Consider the following 19,503-nt stretch of genomic DNA (forward strand, 5'->3'; position numbering starts at 1 on the left):
ATAGCAAGAAAGTCACGGTTGAAAGAAGCTTTCTGACGCCCAAACTATTGCCACACTGAGAAACTTACTTTAATTGTCATAATCAGTTTCGGCTGATTGTCTAACATCCTTTTGAGGATGAAACTAAAAATCATGAGGGGGACTATTCATGAAAAATGAAATGTTGGCTTTGATCCTTGCTGGTGGGCAAGGAACTCGTCTTGGAAAATTGACCCAAAGTATTGCCAAACCAGCTGTTCAGTTTGGTGGACGCTACCGTATCATTGACTTTGGTTTGTCAAACTGTGCCAATTCAGGAATTAACAATGTAGGTGTCATTACACAGTATCAACCACTTGCTTTGAACAATCATATCGGTAATGGTTCAAGTTGGGGATTGGATGGTGTTAACTCTGGTGTATCAATTCTTCAACCTTACTCAGCTAGCGAAGGTAATCGTTGGTTTGAAGGTACCAGCCACGCTATTTATCAAAACATTGAGTATATCGATAGCATCAATCCTGAATATGTTTTGATTTTGTCTGGTGACCATATTTACAAGATGGACTATGATGATATGCTCCAATCTCACAAAGATAACAACGCAAGTCTTACTGTCGCCGTTCTTGATGTGCCACTTAAAGAAGCTAGCCGTTTCGGTATCATGAACACTGATGCTAATAACCGTATTGTTGAGTTCGAAGAAAAACCTGAAAACCCTAAATCTACGAAAGCATCAATGGGTATTTACATCTTTGATTGGAAACGTCTTCGCAATATGTTAGTATCAGCTGAAAAGAGTTCAGTTGATATGTCAGACTTTGGTAAGAACGTTATCCCAGCTTATCTTGAAACAGGTGAAAGCGTCTTTGCTTATGAATTTGAAGGCTATTGGAAAGACGTAGGTACTATCGAATCCCTTTGGGAAGCAAATATGGAGTACATTTCTCCTGAAAATGCCTTGGATAGTCGTAACCGTCAATGGAAAATTTACTCACGTAACGTGATTGCTCCACCAAACTTCTTTGGTGAGAATGCTCATGTTGAAGATTCACTCGTTGTTGATGGATGTTTGGTTGATGGAACTGTTAAACATTCTGTGCTTTCAACAAGTGCACAAATTCGTGAAGGGGCAGTCGTTGAAGATTCAGTGATTATGAGTGGTGCAATTATTGGTAAAGGTGCAAAAATTAAACGAGCTATTATCGGTGAAGGTGCACACATTTCCGATGGTGTGGAAATTGACGGTACAGAAGAAGTGCAAGTCGTAGGATACAATGAAGTAGTGGGGGTACCAAAAGATGAAGATTGATAAATATTCTGCAATTCTAGGAAATACCGTAGGATTCCATGACATGGGTGGTTTGACTGAGCACCGTCCTATTGCCAGCCTACCATTTGGCGGAAAATATCGCCTCATCGACTTCCCGTTGTCTAACTTGGCTAATGCTGGTATCCGTAGCGTCTTCGGAATCTTCCAAAACGAAAACATCAGTTCTGTCTTCGACCATATTCGTTCAGGTCGTGAGTGGGGCTTGTCTACTCTTCTCAGTCACTACTACCTTGGTATTTACAATACTCCTGTTGAAAGCTCAACTGTTGATGAGGAATACTATCGTCAAATTTTGACTTACCTTAAACGTTCAGGCTCAGATCAGACTGTAGCTCTTAACAGTGATGTTTTGGTCAACATTGATCTTAACCAAGTTTTCCACCTTCACAGTACAACAAAACCAAAAGTTACTGTGGTCTACAAAAAACTTCCTAAAGAACTCATTTCAGATGTAAACAGCGTTTTAGAAATTGATGACTCTGACAAAGTGCTTGGCCATGAGCTCTTCCAGGGTGGCGATAAAGAAGTTTACAATATGTCTACAGACATCTTTGTTGTGGATACACCATTCTTGATTGAAAAATTGGAAGAAGAAGCAGCTAAAGAAGAACCTCGTAAGCTTCGTTATGTACTTCGTGATTTGGCAGTTGCTGAAAATGCTTTTGCTTACGAGTACACTGGTTACCTTTCAAATATCCACTCAGTAAAAGCGTACTTTGATGCTAACTTGGATATGCTGGAATCACAAAAATTCTATAAACTTTTTGCACCAAACCAAAAAGTTTATACAAAAGTTAAAAATGAAGAGCCAACATACTATGCAGACTCTTCTGAAGTTAAGCTTTCACAATTTGCATCTGGTTCGATTGTTCGAGGTAAAGTTGAGAACTCAATGATTTCACGTAATGTTGACTTTTCTGAAGGTTCTAGTGTTAGCCATTCAATTATCTTCCCACGTGTTAAAGTTGCTAAAGGCGCAACAGTTGAATATGCTATTGTGGATAAAGGTGTTGAAATCGCTGAAGGTGTTACGGTTCGCGGTACAGAAAACAACCCAGTTATCATCAAAAAAGGTAGCGTTGTAACAGAGGATATTGTACGATGAAAATTTTATTTGTAGCAGCAGAGGGTGCACCTTTCGCTAAAACTGGTGGTTTGGGTGACGTTATCGGTGCTCTTCCTAAATCTCTAGTCAAAAATGGTCACGAGGTTGCCGTAATTCTCCCATATTATGATGTGGTTTCGGCTAAATTTGGCGATCAGGTTGAAGACCTTGGCTTCTTCTATACAAATGTTGGTTGGCGTCGTCAATATGTCGGCATCAAGAAAATTGTCCGTGATGGTGTGACCTTCTTCTTCATTGATAATGAACAGTATTTCAACCGTGGTACGGTATACGGTGAGTGGGATGATGGTGAGCGTTTTGGCTTCTTCCAAATGGCTGCCCTTGAGTTGATGGAAAAAGTGGACTTTATTCCAGATATTCTCCATGTTCATGACTACCACACAGCCATGATTCCATTCCTTCTTAAGGAAAAATACCATTGGATTCAAGCTTACCAAGGTATTAAGACAGTCTTCACTATCCATAATATTGAGTTCCAAGGTCAATTTGACAGTGGTATGCTTTGGGAAATCTTTGGTGTTGGTTACGAGCGTTATGCTGATGGTACTCTCCGTTGGAATGACTGCCTCAACTGGATGAAAGCAGCTGTTCTTTACGCAGATCGTGTAACAACAGTTTCTCCATCATACGCTGGTGAAATTCAAACACCTGAATTTGGTAAAGGCCTAGATCAAATTATGCGCATGGAATCTGGTAAGTTGTCTGGTATTGTTAATGGTATCGATACGGACCTCCTTGATCCAGAAACAGATGCTCACATTCCTTATCATTTCTCAGTGGATGATTTGTCAGGTAAGGCCAAAGACAAGGCAGCTCTTCAAGAACGTGTTGGTCTCCCAGTTCGTGAAGATGTCCCATTGATTGGTATTGTGTCACGTTTGACTGACCAAAAAGGTTTCGATTTGGTTGTCAACGAACTTCACAACATCTTGCAACATGATGTTCAGATTGTTCTTTTGGGTACTGGTTACAGCGACTATGAGAATTCTTTCTCTTGGTTCGGTCACGCTTACCCAGAAAAAATGTCTGCCAACATTACTTTCAACCTAGAGTTAGCTCAACAAATTTATGCTGGTTGTGACATTTTCCTTATGCCTTCAGCCTTTGAACCATGTGGCCTCTCTCAAATGATGTCTATGCGCTACGGTACCTTGCCAGTGGTTAGCGAGGTTGGTGGTCTTCGTGATACTGTTGAACCATACAACCCTGTGACAGGCTCAGGTACAGGATTCTCATTTGGTAACTTCTCAGGTTACTGGATGGTTCAAACCCTTGAAAAAGCTCTCGATGTTTACGAAAACAATGCTGATGCTTGGAAACAACTCCAGCACAATGCTATGACACGTGACTTCTCATGGGATACAGCAAGTTTGGCATATGTTGATTTGTACAAACAATTAGTATAATTGCAAAGATAACTTTTCTCGCAAGGGAAAAGTTATCTTCGTGTAAAGCGTTTGAAAACGCTTCTATATAATCTTGACAAAAGTCAGGATAGCATCTCCCAATCTTGCTGATAAAGCAATGAAAGAGAAGATATCTAAAAATCTGAATAGAAGACTAACTCTAATCGTGTTTAATAAACCTGACTGTTTTGATAGTTTTGTAAATAAAGATTTTGAAATATCTGTTTCGAATCTTGATTGGCAAGGTTTGGAAGTTTGAGGAAAATTTCCAATTCCCTCTTATCTGAATAGATCCCTCTGTAAGAAGTGTATTGAAGATAAGGAAGTAGTAAGAAAGGATTTCTATGCAACTCGAAAATTTAACAAAAGAACAATTCATCCGTGACTTTAAAGACACGCTCCACCAAGAACAGTTGATTAAAGTGGCTAAGGCTACACCAACTGAAATTTTCACGGCCCTGGCTGGTTTGATCCGTAAGTATTACACTAACACATGGATTGAACGTAACCATGCGCTTTCAGACAATCAAGAAAAGATTGCTTACTACTTCTCGATTGAATTCCTTCCAGGTCGTATGTTGGAAACTAACCTCCTCAACCTTGGTATTCTTGACCTTGTTAAAGAAGGATTCGCAGAACTTGATATCGATTTCCGCGAAGTGGTAGAAGCTGAGCATGATATGGCACTTGGTAACGGTGGTCTTGGTCGTTTGGCTGCTGCTTTCATGGATTCGCTTGCAACTACTGGTTATCCAGGTTTTGGTAATGGTCTTCGTTACCGTTATGGACTGTTCAAACAACGTATTGTTGATGGTTATCAAGTTGAATTGCCAGATGGATGGTTTGGTTCAACAGGAAATGTTTGGGAAACACGTAAAGACCATGATATTGTCTATGTAAAACTCTTCGGTGATGTTGTCCTTGAGAGTGACGAAGATGGTCGTTTTGTTCCAACTTATAAGAATGCTCAAGTTCTTCGTGCTGTGCCTTACGATGTGCCACAAATCGGTTATCAAAATGGTGTGATTAATAACCTTCGTCTCTGGGATGTTGAAATTCCTGAAGAGTATGAATTGGACTACCCAACTTTGGAAGCTCGCCGTCGTGTGAAAGATATTACAGCCATTCTTTATCCAGATGATACAACGATTGAAGGTAAAGAATTGCGTTTGGTTCAAGAGTACTTTATGACAAGCGCAGGTCTTCAAACAATCATTAAGTCTTACCTCAAGATGGGCTTGCCATTGAAAGATATCCACGAAAAGGTATCTGTTCACATCAATGATACTCACCCTGCGGTTGCACCAGCTGAATTCATGCGTCTCCTCCTTGATGAATACGGTCTTTCATGGGAAGATGCTTGGAATGCGACTGTTAAGACCATGAGCTACACTAACCACACCATCCTTCAAGAAGCCCTTGAAAAATGGGATCAACAACTCTTCAAACGTGTACTTCCACGTGTTTACCAAATCATCTTGGAAATCGATAACCGTTATGTAGCTGCAATGGCTGGACGTGGTGTTGCTGCAGATGTTATCGAACGCACTCGTATCGTGAAGGATAACCAAGTGCATATGGCTAACTTGGCGATTATTGGTGGTCACTCAGTCAACGGGGTTGCCAAACTCCACACAGAACTTCTTAAAGAAGATACCCTTCACGACTTCTATACTATTTATCCTGAAAAATTCAATAACAAGACAAATGGTATCGTTCAACGTCGTTGGACACAAATTGCAGCTCCTGAACTTTCAGCAGCAATTGATGACGTGATTGGTAACGGTTGGCGTAACGACATCCATGAGCTTGAAAATCTTACAACCTACTTGGATGACAAGGAAGTATTGAACCAGTTCTATCAAGTTAAGAAAACTGCTAAACAACGTTTGGCAGACTACATCAAGGAAACAACAGGCGTAGAAGTGTCTACTGATGCTATCTTTGATGTTCAAGTGAAACGTCTTCACGCTTACAAACGTCAATTGCTTAACCTTCTTCATATCATCAAACTTTATTGGGATCTTAAAGATAACCCAGATAAAGACATGGTACCACGTGTATTCATCTTTGGTGCCAAAGCTGCGCCTGGTTATCACTTCGCTAAATCTGTTATCAAACTCATCAACGAAGTTGCCAACCTTGTTAACAATGATGAAAGCCTTCAAGGAAAACTTAAAGTTGTCTTCCTAGAAAACTACCGTGTCAGTCTTGCGGAGCTTATCATTCCAGCAGCTGATGTCTCTGAGCAAATCTCATTGGCTTCTAAAGAAGCATCTGGTACATCAAACATGAAATTCATGATGACTGGTGCTATCACCTTGGCAACACTTGACGGTGCCAACATTGAAATCAAGGATGAAGTAGGCGATGAGAATGTTGTCATCTTCGGTATGGACAAGGACGAAGTTTATGAACACTATGCACGTCACGATTACTACTCTCGTGCAGTTTATGAGAATAACCCAGTCGTTCGTCGTGTCGTTGATACCTTTGTTAACGGTACGATTCCAAATGCTCAAGCTGAAGGTACTGAAATCTATGAAGCCCTCATCACCCACAACGATGAGTACTTCCTCTTGGAAGACTTCGCCGCTTATGTAGAAGCTCAAGAGAAAATCGATGCGCTTTATCGTGATCATGATAAGTGGGCACGCATGAGCTTGGCAAATATTGCTAAATCTCATAAGTTCACTTCAGATGATACGATTACAGAGTATGCTAAAGAAATTTGGGAATTGAAAAAATAAGCGATAGCTTATGAATCACAAAAAGACAAAGGCTAGAAATGGTCGTTGTCTTTTTATTTTTTTAGAAGAGGGGTGTCATAGACAGCCCAAAAGCATTTATAATTGGCAGGAGAAGTTTATCTGCAGATCTATCTTAGCCCTTGAAACTTGCACTAGCTTATCAAGGTGTTATAATAACTTATAGGTGTAAGCATCAAAAAGGGGGAAAATACATGGCTTTACGCAGCCAATTAATTACTAAGGAGTTTCCAGAATTAGATAGGGTAGAGCGCTTAAATAACGAGGCCTTCCCAGAAGAAGAACGTATTCCATTAAGTGAGTTTTTACAATTGGATGGCCGTGATGATTATCATTTCTTTGCCTTTTATGACGAGGATGATTTTGTTGGATTTGCCTCAGTTCTCTACAATGCCAAAGTTTTTTATGTGAGTTTCTTTGCCATCGTTCCTCAAATGCGGAGTCATGGCTACGGAAGTGAGATTATTGATAAACTGGTGGACTTTTATGGTCCATCTCGTTCTATGGTCTTGGAAGTAGAGCGCTTGGATGAACCAAATGACAATCCTGAGCAACGTGAGGCACGTTGGGATTTCTATAAGCGTAATGGGTTCAAGACTTCCAATGCTTTCTTGGAATATGAAGGTTTGAGTTTTGAGATTCTCTATCGTGGAGATCACTTTGACGAAGAAGCCTACAGAGAGATATTCCGCAAACTTCAGGAAAATGCTTATTTTGACTTCAGTATTAAACATCGTCGCTTGAGTGATTTATAAACGATCAAACCAAACAGGTCTTAGTCGACCTGTTTTTCATTTGTTTTCAGCTTTTGCCAATCGTTTTCAGAATATTTTGTCCTCCTATGCTATAATGGAAGTACTATGAAGAAAGTAATTTTACAGTATCTGGCAAGTGCTCTGACTGTAATCCTTATACTTGGTCTTGTGGTTTTCAACAGACAGCGAAATCACTCTCTGGTAAAGAAGGTCAAAGACCCTGAGATTTCCTATATCTATAAGGATTCTTTGGAAAATCTAGATAGACTGGCCCTTAGTCAGGCTGGGATTATACAATCCTATCAACTCGATTCTTTGTCTGTTAGGAAGGAAGATGGAAAGATTCACCTCGTTCTCCATATCAATCATTCCTATGATATGCAGGTAAATCTTGTCCTAAAGTCTGATATCTACGGTGATTTGTCTGTGGTTCAAGCTACGCCATCAAAGGCTTTGAAGCTAGCCTTGGAGGACGAGTCTTATCAGAAACGGTTGACCTTAATTTCGCAAAAGGCAGATGCTATTATATCTCGTGATCACTGGGATCAAGGCATTAAACCGGCCTATGTGGCTCAGGTCAGAAGTAAGATGAAGAAGACTTCTTTGAACCAGTTGGAAAAGGTTCTGCAAGAAATTGATCAAGAAAGTAAGGAAGTGGGCTCCGATACCTATACGGCCTTTTTCCAAGCTTCTCAACTGCCTAATCACGACAAGCTCAATTTGGTTATGGAGCACATGCAGGTTTATGTGGATAAGTACCAGTTTCTCCAGTTAGGGAAGTCAGGTTATAAATTTTCCAAAAAGCTAGAGCCAACCAGCGCTTTTTACAGTTACTTCCGTGAGGCTATTATGGAGACCTATCAGACGGATCTAGGGCTTGGAGTAGATGAGTTAGGTATCAAGCTCCACCTTTTTAGGTCTTGGATTGATAAGCAGTCCATGGACTATATTAGGACCAACTACAAGGGCAAGACGGATTTAGACAAGCTTCTGGCTTACAGCAAGGACAAGAAGATTAAGTTGGATTATACTACAGGTGCTTCCTATCATAATCGAAGCTTGGGAGACTTTACCTATCCAGAGAACATGAAAATTCAGCTACCTCAGACCAGTGTCATGGGACCTTACGGTGTCAGCAATTCCCGCTTTATTGAATTTATTGTCAATATGGATACAGGGAAATTTGTTTCTGAGTGGAATGTCTACAAGACTAAAAAAGACGGTAGCATCGACTCTAATCCTAAGCATTACAAGATTGAAGATGGTGCTGACATTGCTGATACGGACTCTGCTAACTACGGCCTATCTAAGGGATTAAATGCTGACTTGCCAGCCTATCTCAATAATAGCCATACCTATCTCGATGTTCATCACCCTGCGGATAATGCGATTAGACGCAAAATGGTTAGAAAGTGGAAAAATGCCAAGAATGTCTTAAATGGTGGGCGCTATGCTGATATTGTTAAAAAAGGAGGCTTGAAAGATCTTGAAACATGGAGACAAGTTAAAGCTGAAGACCGCCTCCAGGTCTACAATGCTTACCTTGATTATATTCGCTCTCATCTTGTGCTTAATGGGTTTGACAGCTTTTACCAAGAAACCTACAACCCCCAAGGTGGAGACAAAAAAGACTGAAACCCTTGATAGTGTTCTTGTCGCTAAAAATTTCTATCGTGTAAGGGATGCCTATGCCATCAAGCTCTACGGGCAGGATGAGGGGATGTCCTTTGATGTGGCTGGTCAGAGACTCTTTGGGTCAAATATTGCTATTAAAGATGGTCTGTTATATGGCTCCAGTCTTGGAGATTTGACCATTGAGGCTTATTTTCAGGGGGAGGCGTCCTACCTTTTAGAGGCCACCCAGAAGCTCCCAGTGGACAAAAATCGTATCAAGGCTAATCACTATAGTCAGGACATCGTTCTGAATAACGTTTGGTCTAGTCTGGAAGGTCAAGAAACCTCCAACAGTATCATCACTCAGTTTCAGGATAAGACCATGCTTAAGCTGCGGATCAGCTACAACAAAGAGTTTCTTCCCACAAAGATTCAAGGTTTTTACAATAGCCAAACCTTTAATGGCTGGCGGGACCTATTTTATATAGATTATCCATATAGTGATCAGGAAGCCTTCAATCAGGCTCAAGATGCCTATATACAACACATCCAGTACATGGAAACGCATCCTGAGGAAGAAGCAGGAGAGTTTGGTTAATAAAGCAAAATCACCTTTATCTCGAGATAAAGGTGATTTGTTTGTTCCTAAGAATTAGGTTTTAGGTTTGACTTGTGGTAACTTCTGGAAAAAGCTTGTCTAGGATTTTTGGAGTGATAGCTTGTCCAGGACCTTCAGCACAATAGGTGTGCATATACATAGAGGGATTGAAGTTGAGCTCGATACAAGTGCAATGAGGTTTTTCCTTGCTAGCAGGCTGAGTTTTATCTGGAATGATGAGGTCAACCCCGCAAGCCCAGGCCCCCATGCTAGTCGCCATAGCTGCAGCTAATTCTTGATAGGATGAATCCATGGTCTCAGTAACATCAATAGAGTCACCACCCGTAGAGATGTTGGAGTTACGGCGGAGATTGACCTTTTTCCCTTCTGGGAGAATATCATCAGGTGCATAACCTTGCTGAGTCAACATCAATTGTTCGATGTCTCCTAGCTCAATGATTTCCAGCGGTGAGCGGTGGTCACGGCCTCGCAATGGGTTAGCATTTTTCTGAGCGACTAATTCACGAATGGTGTGTTTGCCATCACCGACAACATTAGCAGCGACACGAAGGAGAACAGCCTCACAACGCCCGTCCAGAATGAAGAAACGGTATTCGGTTCCTGGGATAAATTCTTCAACAAGAACAGCTGTATCTTCTGCAAAGGCAATCTCGAGGGCTTTCTTATAGTTATCAAGGCTGGCAGGCTCTTGGAAAATGGAAATGCCCAGACCGAAGTTGGTTGATTTTGGTTTAACCACAATTTGCTTGCCCTTGATAAGAGGATAGTAGGCTAGACCTTGTTCTAGACTGGTAAATTCGTCGCCGGCAGGGACAGGGAAGCCAGCATCAGCCAGGATTTTTTTGGTCACGGTTTTATTAGCCATGGCAAGAGGAACTACATAGTTGTCTTTTGAGGTCATGTTACCATTTTTGACGTACTCAACATGATCTTTATGCCAGAGTTTAAGGAATTGATCCTGCTCATCTAGGATTTCAAAATGAAGCCCTTTTTGAATGGCATCAAAGAGCAGCATCTGGGTAGAAAGTTCCATCTCCTCATAACCCTTAAGGGCATAGTGGGCAGTCCAGTCGTAATCATGATAGGCAAGAGCCTTGTCAAGGGCAAAGTCAGCAAGGGACTTGTCTTTGATATGAGGCAAGAGTTGGGCTGCTAGTGTCTGGTTAGGATCTGCAAAGGCATCTTTAACTTGTTTGACCAAACTTTGATGATAGTCACCAAGCCCAAAGTGTTGCACCAGTTGGTCCAGAGCTGTCGTAATATTCTGAGTTTCAGCTTCAGAAGGTAGAGGTTCTAAAGGATGAGAGAGGGCAATTTTTTCATTCAGCGCGTGACCTTGAGCCAGAGCCTGATCAACATTTTCAGGGGCATCCAGCCAGAGGAAGGCTAGAAGGAGTAGGTGTACGGTATCCATGGTATTTTGGCTAATACCGATACGCTCAAAGGGGTTGAGGTCGAAGTTACGGAATTCCAGGTAGGTAATTCCCTTGTCAAGGAAGGAGCGATTAACCTTTTGTCCACGGAAACGAACAGCCGAGTAAAATTCCTTTTCCGCAATCAAATCACCTTGTTCGACATAGTTTTCGATGGCAGAGACATAGTCTTCTAGGCTTGCAAAAGATACTTGGATTTCTTCCTTATTGACATAACCATGGTCGCTGTTTCGGAAGGAACGCACGGGTTCTGGCACTTCTTGGTCGAAGAAGCCTTGCTCAGCAACAGGTGCAGCACCAAAGAGATAGGTAATCACCCAACGATAGCGCAAATAGTTCTGAGCCAGCTTAAGATAGAGGGCGTTTTTGAAAGCAATTATATCAATCTGATCACTTTCTTGGAATAGGGCCTCAACCAAATCTTTCCCTAGTTCCATATTATAGTGGATACCTGAGATAGCTTGTAATTTAGTTCCGTATTTTTCGGCCAGGTAGTTACGATAATGGCGTTCAAATTCATTTTCCAGTTGGGCAACTTGGATTTCTTGGGCGTTGATACGAGGAGGCATGGACAAGGGCCAGAGAAGTTCATCTTTACTGATGGAACGTCCAGCTACATCGGTAATGGCTCCAAGAAATCGACGAGCCTCAGTGGTAGATTTAGCAACTGGTGTGATGAGTTCCATCTGAAACTCACAAAAATCTGTTTGAATATAAGGGTGGAAACTTCGAGCTCCTAGGCAGGAAGGGTGAGGCGTATGTGCTAATTTTCCCTGTCTATCGACACGAAGACTTTCACGTTCAATTCCAAAGTTAGCTTGAAGGATAGGGCTAGTAGGCTCCAGCTTTTGAAGCAGTTGATTTATAGTCATAGAGTCACCTTTTCATCTAATGTTAGTGATAGTCTATTATAAATAGGAGAAGAAAACAACTTTCCGCTACGGTTAAGGGGAATTTCCGAATGTTTTAGATAAGAATTCTTAAAACCAGTTGCTTTTTAGCTCTATTATATGCAAAAATTGTAAAATACCCACCGATTTTTTGGTAAAATGTTATTTCTCTTGCAATTTAAATCAAATTAGCCTATACTAATGACGTGTATATAAGAATGAAAGCATCCCTAGGGTCTGCCCTCAGGGGCTTTTGTATGCTCTCAAAAGGGTATAACCGTTCTTTTATAGATAAAGGATGAGCGTTAAGAGTAGCTTTCAGACAGTATGCTCTGCTCAAAAATGATGCTTTCACCGTGATGGATTACAGGACTAGCTTATATCTATCAATGCCTGAAACATGCTCTGCTCAGGGCAGGCGATATTTTTCGCCGTGGTAGGGGTCATCCTGAACCTATTTGCACTTGTTCGAAGTTGCTCACGATTCGACAGCTCGCTCTGCCCAAAAGCGATGCTTTCGTCGTGATGATATTCCTATAACTGCAGAAGCAGTTATAGGAAGCGGAGTTATCGAGACTTTGGCTCGATAACTAGTCATGGAACGACTGAGTCGGTCGCTGACGTCCGCCATCACTCAAGAAAGCATCAAAAAAGAAAAACAAATTAAACGGAGGTAATTATGTTTCAAACCCTTATCCCCCAGATAAAGGAATACAAGAAACCCTCAATCCTAGCGTCCCTCTTTATGACACTAGAAGTCATGTTTGAGATTTCCATTCCCTTTGTCATGGCTAATCTTTTGGACAAAGGTGTCCAGCAATCCAACATGTCTAACATTTGGCTCTACGGTGGTCTCATGCTGGTCTGCGCCTTTCTATCACTATTCTGCGGCATGCAGTCGGCTCGCTATGCAGCTTTTGCCTCTGCTGGATTTGCCAAGAATCTACGTCAGGCCATTTTCAAAAAGGTTCAAACTTTCTCTTTTGAAAATATCGATAAGTTCTCAGCTGGTGGTTTGGTGACACGTATGATGACAGATGTTACCAACGTGCAGAACTCTTATCAGATGATTATCCGTGTCTGTGTGCGTGCACCGCTTAACCTGATTTTTGCTATTGCAGCAAGTTTCTTGATTAATGCTGAAATGGCTTGGATTTTTGTTGGTGTAACGATCTTCCTTGGTGTGGTTTTGGCCATTATTACCAAAATCGTATATCCTCTTTTTACTCAAGTATTTGAGGCTTATGACAACCTTAACAACAGTATCAAGGAAAATATAACCAACATGCGTGTGGTGAAATCCTATGTTAAAGAGCAGGAAGAGACTGACAAATTTAAGAAGGCCTCACGTCGTATTTACAAGATGTTCATGCGTGCCATTCGTGTAGTTATCATGTCTAACCCAGCTATGATGTTGTCTATGTATGCGTCCTTCCTTATGATTTCCTGGTTTGGTGCCCATCTCATCGTTGGTGGTAGCTTAACTACAGGGGAATTGACTTCGATGTTCAGTTACACCATGACCATCCTCATGTCACTCATGATGTTCATGATGATCTTTGTCATGTTGTCTATCTCTACAGCATCTGTTGAACGTATTGATGAAGTTCTTAACACTGAAGCCACCATTGTTTCACCTGAAAATGGTTTAACAGAAGTTGCAGATGGTTCTATCAGCTTTGATCATGTGGATTTCTCATACACGGATGAAAATGGTGACAAGACCCATGTCCTCAAAGATATCACTTTGGATATTAAGTCTGGTGAAGTTATTGGTATCCTTGGTGGAACGGGTTCGGGTAAATCAAGCTTGGTTCAGCTGATTCCTCGCCTTTATGATGTGGAAGAAGGTCAGGTTAGGGTTGCCGGGCACGATGTTAAGGACTATGATTTGGATAGCTTACGTAAGCAAGTTGCCATGGTTCTTCAAACCAATGTCCTTTTCTCAGGAACCATTAAAGAAAATATGCGTTGGGGAAATAAACAGGCAACAGATGAGGAAATCATTGAAGCTTGTAAGATTGCCCAAGCTGATGAATTTATCCAAGAGTTTAAGGATGGCTATGATACCAAGATTGAACGTGGTGGAGCCAATGTCTCAGGGGGACAACGTCAACGTCTTTGTATCGCACGTGCCCTTCTCATGAATCCGAAAATTTTGATTCTGGATGATTCGACATCAGCAGTTGATACTAAGACAGATAGTTTGATTCGTCATGGTTTCGCGTCGAGTCTCAAGGAAACAACTAAGATTATCATCGGCCAACGTATTTCATCTATCCAAGATGCCGACCGTATCATCGTCATGAATGATGGTCGTATCGATGCTATTGGTACTCATGACGACTTGGTGGCTAATAATGCTATCTATCGTGACGTCTACAAGATGCAAACACAAGGGAAAGGGGTAGCAGATGCAGAATAAGAAAAAAGCTAATTGGGGCTCTCTAGCACGTCTTCTACGCTTTTTGTGGCAAGACTACAAACTTTCGCTTAGTATTGCCTTTGTCCTCATTGTTGTTGCTTCTTTGGCAACGGTCAATTTGACGGCTTCTATTCAGTCCTTGGTTGACGTTTACGTTCAACCCATGCTCAAATCTGGTAGCCATGACTTTGGGCCATTGTTACGTTTCTTGACGTCAGTTGGGGTCTTTTGTCTTATCGGTGTGGTTGCCAACTATGTGGCCTCCCTCCTCATGGCGACGATTTCACAAGATTCCCTGCGTTCCCTTCGTAATCAGCTTTTTGCTCGTATGCAAAAGCTTCCGATTCGCTACTTTGACACTCACCAACACGGGGACATCATGTCTATCTATACCAATGACATCGATGCCCTTCGTCAGGCTGTTGAGCAGTCTATTCCGCAGTTGTTACAAACGGCCATTACCCTTATCGGGGTGACTGTGACCATGCTCACGGTTAGCCCTCTCCTCTTTATCGTGGTTCTAATCATGGTAGGCATCATGTTTATGGTCATCAAAAATGTATCAGCCAAATCAGGTCGTTACTTCGGTGAACAACAAAAGAACCTAGGGATTGAGAATGGTTTTATCGAAGAAATGATGTCAGGTCAGAAGGTAGTCAAGGCCTTCGTCCACGAAGAAGAAAGTATGGCTGACTTTGACAAGATTAATGAACAACTCTTTGAGTCGTCATATTTAGCCAATCGCTATGCCAATGTTCTCATGCCAATTCTTGGGAACTTAGGAAATGTTTCCTTTGTTTTGACTGCCCTGGTTGGTGGACTCTTCGCTCTAAATGGTGTCGGTGGCTTGACTATTGGTGGTCTCATGGCCTTCCTACAATTGAACCGTTCCTTCAATGGCCCTATTACTCAGGTATCTCAACAACTTAACTTTGTCCTTATGGCACTTGCTGGTGCAGACCGTATCTTTGACCTTTTGGATGAAGCAGAAGAAGTTGACCAAGGTAAGGTCACTTTGGTCAACTACGAATTGGTAGACGGTCAGATGGTTGCGACAGACAAGAAAACCAACCACTGGGCTTGGAAGCATCCACGTCCAAATGGCGACTACGAGTTGGTCGAGTTGGTCGGAAATGTGGTCTTCCAAGACGTTGATTTCTCTTACGATGGTAAGAAACAAATCCTTCACGACGTTAACCTCTATGCAGACAAGGGGCAAAAGGTTGCCTTTGTCGGTGCGACAGGTGCTGGTAAGACGACGATTACCAATTTGATTAACCGTTTTTACGATATCCAATCTGGTGTGATTACTTATGATGGTATCGATGTGAAGCTGATTGAAAAAGCTTCTCTTCGCCGATCACTTGGTATCGTGCTTCAGGATACCCATCTCTTCACAGGGACTATCGCTGAAAATATTGCCTACGGCCGTGCGGATGCGACTCGTGAAGAAATTCTTGAAGCTGCTCGTATTGCTAACGTGGATTCCTTTGTTCAACATCTGGACAATGGTTACGACACTGTTCTGACAGACGATGGTGCAGGCTTGTCTAATGGACAACGTCAGCTGATTGCCATTGCGCGTGCTGCCCTTGCTAATGCACCGGTTCTTATCCTTGATGAAGCGACATCCTCTATTGACTCTCGTACCGAAAAAATGGTCCAAGAGGGGATGGACCGACTTATGGAAGGACGTACGGTCTTTGTTATCGCCCACCGTCTTTCAACCATCGTTAACTCTGACGTTATCATGGTTATGGACCACGGACGTATCATTGAACGTGGTGACCATGACAGCCTTATGGAACAAGGTGGTACCTACTACCGACTCTATACTGGTGGTCTTGAAATTGATTAACATTAAAAGAACTCAGGTTTTGCCTGAGTTCTTTTGCATATGAAGAAAATGATTCTTTTGAGACTTTTCTTGTAAAAACGATAGATTTGATATCTTAAATCTCAACTTCTTTTAAACCGTGTGAGTCCAGGCGATAAATCTTTTGGCAGACTTGTCTGAGGTAGTTGACATCATGTGAGACTGTCAGAATGGCACCTGGATAGTTCTCGAAGAGCTGTCGGACTTGGGGTTGTGAGGTGGGTGAAAAATTTCTGGTTGGTTCATCTAAGATAAGGAGCTGAGGGCTTTCTAAGACCAGGTGTAGCAGGAGTAGTTTTCCTTTCTGTCCTCCAGATAAATCAGAAATGGCATGGCTCATTTCATCATGACTAAAGTTGAGGTTGGCGAGATGGGAGCTTATAACATCTCGTTCAGACTTGTCGCCTGTCTTACTTAAAAACGCTATCGGTGACAAATCATTTTGCAAGATAGTATTGTAATGTTGAGGCATGTAGCCAATAGTCAGGTCTGTCTTCTTGCTAAGTTCTTGGTAGAGGTAGTGTAAGAGAGTGGATTTACCACAGCCGTTATCGCCAATAATACCAACTTTTTCCTGTCCCCTCAAGGAAAATTTTAGATGTTCAATGGTTAGGTGGGGAGCGATGTTTATCTGCTTTTCATCCAGATTTAAGAGATATTTTCCCTGAGGTAGAGGATTGATATGAGAGAAGAAGAGATCAATGCTGTCTTCTTTATCAGGCATCTGTGTCATATCTTGGGCAAGGCGGTCGTAGCGTTTTTCTTGAGAGAGGATAGCTTTCATCTTTTTGGCAACCAATCGTCCTTGCGTGCTATCATGCGTATTACGTAGGGTAGTTTGGACATTTTGTTTGATACGGCGATGCTTGGCCATGGCTTTGTCATAGGCTTTTTTCTCGGTTTTCGCTTGCTGTATCTGTTGCTGGAAGGCATCAGTGCGTTGCTGGCTATAGTTATCATAATCGAGGTGCTCCACACCAGTCCTTGCCTGTCGACGACGTTTAAGCAGTTCCAGATGGATAATAGTATCTGCTGTCTTGCTTAGTAGGTCCTCGTCATGTGAGATATAGATTATGGTTTTATCAGAATGTTTGATAAAGTCCTTTAGCCAAGTCATAGTAGTCAAGTCCATATCGTTTGAGGGCTCATCAAGAAAAATGATGTCGTGGGGACGGGCTAATTCTCGGATAAGTTGAATTTTGAGTTTCTCGCCACCTGACAGAGAGGAGATAAGCTGACTGCTAGCAAAACGATCACTATCAAAATGAAGTTCATCAGCCAGACGATAGAGGGTAGCATAGTCTAGGTCATAAGTATCCGCAAAGAAGTAGTCGTTAAGGGTTAGGGATTGTAAGTCATCCGAAATCTGCTGGGGAATATAGACCTGTGGGCTATCCGGTTTAGTAATAGTTCCCTCGTAAGAAAGATGGTCAAAATGTGCTTTAGGATTGACCAGGAGGGCAAGAAGACTAGATTTTCCATTGCCTTCCTCCCCAATGATGGCGACTTTTTCGCCTAGAGTTATTGTTAGATTTAAGTCATGAACGAGTTCACGAAAATCTTTAGTATGTGTTATGGTTAGGTGTTGAATCTGTATCATAGGACCTCCTAGGCAGTGGGTTTGTGGATATTATTTCATGGGAAATACGATTTTCACTTCAAACAATATCAAAGATCAAAAAACAGTCCTACCTTATAGGATAGAACCGTTTTGAGTCTAGCTAAAAAGCCCTCTAGGAGATAGTGATGGTGTGGATGCAAAAAAACGCAGATACCACCAATAAATTTTCTACAGAAAAAGAGCGCAAAAAAGACATGAAAACAATCTATCAAATAAAGCAGGTTTATTGTGAATAGACTTAGTTGTTCATGTCTCCATTTACCTCCGAATGTTACTTGCCTTGATTGTACGCTGTCCGAGAGATTTTGTCAAATGAAAATAAAATATCCAGTCCTATTAGACCGCCGATGCACCTTATCAACAGTCTCCACCTATGCTATACTAGAATCAGTACTAAAATGGAGATTATTTATGGAAAATAAGTTTGTAAAGAAACCAACACCTAAGGGGGATAAGTCCACAAGAATTGTTTTTATAGGTCTCTTACTGGCATTGCTTTTTATAATCGCAGGGGCGGCTATCTTCTTTGCTGTGAATAGTAGCAGTAAGGCTACCAAAGGTTCAGCTGCATCAAGTAAGTCGAGTACGACTGTCTATTCCGGCAGCAATGCAGAGGATCCCTTGTTCAAAATCACTCTGAAAACCTTCGGAGATAATAAAGAATTTTTACTTGTGACACCAAATCCTGGTCATGATAGAAACATGTTTAACATTGTGGGGGTAGCTGGTCAATACTTAGTCACTCAAGAGTACAAGGGGGGTGAATCTGGTAAGAAAAATGCCAAGGGTGAGACACTTTATAAGTATTACTACTTTAATATCTATATGTATGACACGGAAAAACCAAATCAAAAACCTAAACAAATTGACCTCTTGAAATGGGCTAAAAAAGCTGGGGATGAAGATTATTTAAATCAGGCAAGTCTAAGGCTTTTCATGCTTAATGAGCAAGCTTACTTACAAATGCCTTTTGGTGCGTCATCAGCTGATTTTGCTTCTAATAAAAAATACCTCAATCTGAAAACACAAAAGATTGAGGAAATGAATATTCCAGCTAACTCGGATACTTTGGACTCGGAATTGGATTACGCCAATGTTGATATGCGTAAGACTTTAGAGCCTTTTGGTCTTGAAATGTGGCCAGGTGCAACTAATGGTAAGGATCTAGATCATCCAACAGAAACACCAATTGCGAGTCTGCCTGCTCTTTATTACATTTCTGAAAAAGACAGAAGCCTCAATATGGATAGTACCAACTTTGCCAAAGAGCATAAGGATGCTTATGAAGCGATTAAGACCAAACATGCTAGGATCTACACCATTCCAAGCAAGATTAACAATGAAACCTGGTTCAATACCTTACTCCATTGGGTGGCACCTGAAGGCCAGGATGCCTACGAGTTACCGGTTAGGGCATTTAGACCGACTCAGGAAGAAGGGAAAGTCAAGTCCTACCAAGAATTGCAGACTTGGAATGACAACCATATCAGAAAAAAATAGAGGAACTTACCTCTGAAACCAATAAGATTATGAACCCAAGTTTATGATACTTGGGTTTTTTAGTGTTTTTGAAATGCTAATGGGAGACTTTAGTTGTGAAAGGTGATTATTAAATTGTATATCAATGGTTTATCGAGGGTGTTACAGAATCGGATGGT

General features: G+C 41.5%; 13 protein-coding genes. 11 read left to right on the forward strand and 2 right to left on the reverse strand.

Annotation, left to right across the window (positions count from 1 at the left end):
* Positions 1-148 precede the first annotated feature (148 nt).
* From PCY16_RS05920 to PCY16_RS05950, 7 genes are all read left to right on the forward strand, one after another.
* Positions 149-1,291: a glucose-1-phosphate adenylyltransferase gene (locus tag PCY16_RS05920; RefSeq protein WP_060971508.1), complete on the forward strand. Its 1,143-nt coding sequence runs from the start codon at positions 149-151 to the stop codon at positions 1,289-1,291.
* Positions 1,281-2,417 carry a glucose-1-phosphate adenylyltransferase subunit GlgD gene (gene glgD / locus PCY16_RS05925; RefSeq protein ID WP_070576883.1) on the forward strand — a complete coding sequence of 379 codons (1,137 nt, stop codon included), beginning with the start codon at positions 1,281-1,283 and terminating at the stop codon, positions 2,415-2,417. The genes PCY16_RS05920 and glgD overlap by 11 nt, the downstream gene beginning before the upstream one ends.
* Positions 2,414-3,844, forward strand: coding sequence for a glycogen synthase GlgA (gene glgA, locus PCY16_RS05930; protein ID WP_070576885.1), 1,431 nt, complete (start codon positions 2,414-2,416; stop codon positions 3,842-3,844). The genes glgD and glgA overlap by 4 nt, the downstream gene beginning before the upstream one ends.
* 344 nt (positions 3,845-4,188) lie before the next feature.
* Positions 4,189-6,594, forward strand: coding sequence for a glycogen/starch/alpha-glucan phosphorylase (locus tag PCY16_RS05935; protein WP_195413486.1), 2,406 nt, complete (start codon positions 4,189-4,191; stop codon positions 6,592-6,594).
* 212 nt (positions 6,595-6,806) lie between these two features.
* On the forward strand, positions 6,807-7,367 hold the full coding sequence (locus PCY16_RS05940) for a GNAT family N-acetyltransferase (RefSeq protein WP_022496317.1): 561 nt from the start codon (positions 6,807-6,809) through the stop codon (positions 7,365-7,367).
* 105 nt (positions 7,368-7,472) lie between these two features.
* Positions 7,473-9,002 (forward strand): DUF1310 family protein, encoded by a 1,530-nt coding sequence (locus PCY16_RS05945; RefSeq protein WP_195413487.1) that lies wholly within the window; start codon positions 7,473-7,475, stop codon positions 9,000-9,002.
* Positions 8,983-9,579: a hypothetical protein gene (locus tag PCY16_RS05950; protein WP_195413488.1), complete on the forward strand. Its 597-nt coding sequence runs from the start codon at positions 8,983-8,985 to the stop codon at positions 9,577-9,579. Before PCY16_RS05945 ends, PCY16_RS05950 begins: the two co-directional genes overlap by 20 nt.
* Positions 9,580-9,640: 61 nt before the next feature.
* Here the strand turns inward: PCY16_RS05950 and gshAB are convergent, their stop codons facing one another.
* Positions 9,641-11,905, reverse strand: coding sequence for a bifunctional glutamate--cysteine ligase GshA/glutathione synthetase GshB (gene gshAB, locus PCY16_RS05955; protein ID WP_195413489.1), 2,265 nt, complete (start codon positions 11,903-11,905; stop codon positions 9,641-9,643).
* A 482-nt stretch (positions 11,906-12,387) separates the two neighbouring features.
* Between gshAB and PCY16_RS05960 the strand changes: the two genes are divergently transcribed.
* The 3 genes from PCY16_RS05960 to PCY16_RS05970 all read left to right on the forward strand — a co-directional run bounded on the left by PCY16_RS05960 (position 12,388) and on the right by PCY16_RS05970 (position 16,206).
* Positions 12,388-12,513, forward strand: a complete 126-nt coding sequence (locus PCY16_RS05960) for a hypothetical protein (protein ID WP_301354391.1) — start codon at positions 12,388-12,390, stop codon at positions 12,511-12,513.
* An 89-nt stretch (positions 12,514-12,602) separates the two neighbouring features.
* Complete coding sequence (locus tag PCY16_RS05965; protein WP_195413490.1) at positions 12,603-14,348, forward strand: ABC transporter ATP-binding protein; 1,746 nt, start codon at positions 12,603-12,605, stop codon at positions 14,346-14,348.
* A complete protein-coding gene (locus PCY16_RS05970) occupies positions 14,338-16,206 on the forward strand; it encodes an ABC transporter ATP-binding protein (RefSeq protein ID WP_195413491.1) in 1,869 nt (622 codons plus the stop codon). The genes PCY16_RS05965 and PCY16_RS05970 overlap by 11 nt, the downstream gene beginning before the upstream one ends.
* A gap of 94 nt (positions 16,207-16,300) precedes the next feature.
* On the opposite strand, the gene PCY16_RS05975 is transcribed toward PCY16_RS05970, so the two are convergent.
* Entirely contained in the window at positions 16,301-17,824 is a 1,524-nt protein-coding gene (locus PCY16_RS05975) for an ATP-binding cassette domain-containing protein (RefSeq protein WP_195413492.1), read from the reverse strand.
* A 432-nt stretch (positions 17,825-18,256) separates the two neighbouring features.
* On the opposite strand from PCY16_RS05975, the gene PCY16_RS05980 reads away from it, so the two are divergent.
* Positions 18,257-19,345, forward strand: a complete 1,089-nt coding sequence (locus PCY16_RS05980; RefSeq protein WP_195413493.1) for a hypothetical protein — start codon at positions 18,257-18,259, stop codon at positions 19,343-19,345.
* Positions 19,346-19,503: the final 158 nt, after the last annotated feature.

It is taken from the genome of Streptococcus sp. SS4 (genome assembly GCF_030440125.1).
GTDB lineage: Bacteria > Bacillota > Bacilli > Lactobacillales > Streptococcaceae > Streptococcus.

Bases quoted from the DNA above. Each gene is read 5' to 3' on its own strand.
- PCY16_RS05975 (WP_195413492.1), bottom strand. From the start codon at position 17,824: ATGATACAGATTCAACACCTAACCATAACACATACTAAAGATTTTCGT.
- PCY16_RS05940 (WP_022496317.1), top strand. From the start codon at position 6,807: ATGGCTTTACGCAGCCAATTAATTACTAAGGAGTTTCCAGAATTAGAT.
- PCY16_RS05965 (WP_195413490.1), top strand. From the start codon at position 12,603: ATGTTTCAAACCCTTATCCCCCAGATAAAGGAATACAAGAAACCCTCA.
- PCY16_RS05970 (WP_195413491.1), top strand. From the start codon at position 14,338: ATGCAGAATAAGAAAAAAGCTAATTGGGGCTCTCTAGCACGTCTTCTA.
- glgA (WP_070576885.1), top strand. From the start codon at position 2,414: ATGAAAATTTTATTTGTAGCAGCAGAGGGTGCACCTTTCGCTAAAACT.
- PCY16_RS05920 (WP_060971508.1), top strand. From the start codon at position 149: ATGAAAAATGAAATGTTGGCTTTGATCCTTGCTGGTGGGCAAGGAACT.
- PCY16_RS05935 (WP_195413486.1), top strand. From the start codon at position 4,189: ATGCAACTCGAAAATTTAACAAAAGAACAATTCATCCGTGACTTTAAA.
- PCY16_RS05945 (WP_195413487.1), top strand. From the start codon at position 7,473: ATGAAGAAAGTAATTTTACAGTATCTGGCAAGTGCTCTGACTGTAATC.
- PCY16_RS05980 (WP_195413493.1), top strand. From the start codon at position 18,257: ATGGAAAATAAGTTTGTAAAGAAACCAACACCTAAGGGGGATAAGTCC.
- glgD (WP_070576883.1), top strand. From the start codon at position 1,281: ATGAAGATTGATAAATATTCTGCAATTCTAGGAAATACCGTAGGATTC.
- gshAB (WP_195413489.1), bottom strand. From the start codon at position 11,905: ATGACTATAAATCAACTGCTTCAAAAGCTGGAGCCTACTAGCCCTATC.